This is a genomic window from Bacillus sp. SM2101 (assembly GCF_018588585.1).
Taxonomy (GTDB): Bacteria; Bacillota; Bacilli; order Bacillales; family SM2101; genus Nanhaiella; species Nanhaiella sioensis.
On the sequence record NZ_JAEUFG010000081.1, the window covers coordinates 1 to 2146 of the forward strand.

Here is a 2146-nt window from a genome sequence, read left to right on the forward strand (position 1 = left end):
ACATTATATATGTTAGTCCAACCTTTTATAGCAAATATCCATACATATAAAGTAAAAACAATTATAGAAGGTGAAATCATTAATGAAAGATAAAGATTGTAAATGTAGAGTTGTTCCTCCACCACTGCAAGGACCACAAGGACCACCGGGGAAACAAGGAGCTCAAGGGCCACAGGGGCCAATGGGAGTCCCCGGAATACCTGGTAGCGTACTAGGTTTTTGTTCACTCTATAACCCATCACCTACCTCTATAGAGGTAATGTCTCCAGGGGATTTTGTATTACTTCCTGACACATCTCAACCATGTATGGGTGGTTTTGATACTTCGACTCCTGATCGAATTATTCTCCCTGCTAATGGTATATACCAAATCACATATGGCATGGTTTGTTTTGTTTCAGGTGCAACAGTGCCAGGAGGAATGGGGGACGTAGTTTCATTTACAGCAGCTGAGTCAAATAATGCGATAGCAGGATCTCTCACTCTATTAGACAATACAGCTATTGACTCAACTGATCTAAGTGTTTCCGTATCCAAAACCATACTTTATAATGGTGCGATGGGTGACGTTATATCTATTAGGGTAAATAATTTAACTGTTAATTCAGGTGTGAATCCAACATATTTTGACCCGTACCTAACAATAATCAGATACACATAATAGGTTTATATTTGAACATTTCCCCTCGATCTTCATGAGTGGGGAAATTTCTTTTGTATATTAATGTATACCCTATTCAATTCTAGTTTACATAATAGGAGTTATCGGATGTCGTCCATGTTAGAAATCTTTCAAATCCAATTAGTTTGGTGTGATGACGATAGCAGATGGACCCACCCCGACAGGTACAGTAGCGATCACCCGATGTATTTTCGTATTTATGACAGATACATTATTATCACCTCTATTTGTAACATACAGCAACTTTCCATCAGGAGTAATCGCCATACCAACTGAAAAATCTAAATTACCTACTTGAACACTGGCAATCACCCTGTGTGTCGTCGTATTGATGACCGATACACTCATTGGTTCACTAAATTCACCTTCATTTGCCACATAAACCGTTTTTCCATCAGGCGTGATCACCATATTATCAGGATTATTACCAACAGGCACAGTTGCAAAAACCCGATGTGTTTTCGTATCAATGACAGATATATTATCATCAAGTGCATTTGCAACATACAGCAACTTTCCATCAGGAGTAATCGCCATACCAACTGAAAGATCTAAATTACCTACTTGAACAGTGGCAATCACCCTATGTGTCGTCGTATCAATGACTGAAATGCTTGTTTCATTTTCATTTGCCACATAAACTGTTTTTCCATCAGGCGTGATCACCATATTATCAGGATCTCTACCAACAGCAACAATCGCAATGACATGTTGTGTTTTTGTATCAATGACAGATACATTGTTATCAAATCCATTTGCAACATACAGCAACTTTCCATCAGGGGTAATCGCCATACCAACTGAATTATCCAAATCCCCAACTTGAATAGTAGCAATCACCCGATGCGTCATCGTATCAATAACAGAAACATTATTGGAAACTAAATTTGCCACATAAACTAATCCCATAATAAACTAATCCCATATTAAACTAATCCCATAATAAACTACCCCCTTCATCATTTATTGTTAATTTAATATATGAACGAATGAGAAGGTTTAGGATTTTGATTAAAAATAAGTGTGATATCCGAAACGTGCATAAAGTTGAATATGTTATACAAAACTAGCCTACATAATGCTAACTATAGGAACTTATTTGAAAATACAAAATTAACATAGACTTCAGTATATTTTAGACACCATATATATATTAGTCCAACCTTCTACAGAAATTGAACCATAAAATGAAGTAAAACAATTATAGAAGGTGAAATATTAATGAAAGAAAAAGATTGTAAGTGTAGAGTTGTTCCACCCCCACCTTAGGGACCACAGGGACCATCAGGAAAACAGGGACTCCAGGGACCACAGGGGCCACCAGGACCACCAGGTAATATCTTATCTTATGGTGTCTTACGTGATGATCAAGATCCATTTGAGGTAATTGATGGGAATCCCATTATTCCACCAGGCGGATATAATATGCCCGGTCCTTTTAATATGACAATTCTTAATCCTGCT

General features: G+C 37.3%; 2 protein-coding genes. One reads left to right on the top strand and one right to left on the bottom strand.

Features of this window, described 5'->3' with window-relative positions; all coding sequences use genetic code 11:
• The first annotated feature begins 82 nt into the window (after positions 1-82).
• On the top strand, positions 83-661 hold the full coding sequence (locus JM172_RS24175; protein WP_214484941.1) for a hypothetical protein: 579 nt from the start codon (positions 83-85) through the stop codon (positions 659-661).
• A gap of 141 nt (positions 662-802) precedes the next feature.
• Here the strand turns inward: JM172_RS24175 and JM172_RS24180 are convergent, their stop codons facing one another.
• Positions 803-1591, bottom strand: coding sequence for a beta-propeller fold lactonase family protein (locus JM172_RS24180; RefSeq protein ID WP_214484942.1), 789 nt, complete (start codon positions 1589-1591; stop codon positions 803-805).
• Positions 1592-2146: the final 555 nt, after the last annotated feature.

Bases quoted from the DNA above. Each gene is read 5' to 3' on its own strand.
- JM172_RS24180 (WP_214484942.1), bottom strand. From the start codon at position 1,591: ATGGGATTAGTTTATGTGGCAAATTTAGTTTCCAATAATGTTTCTGTT.
- JM172_RS24175 (WP_214484941.1), top strand. From the start codon at position 83: ATGAAAGATAAAGATTGTAAATGTAGAGTTGTTCCTCCACCACTGCAA.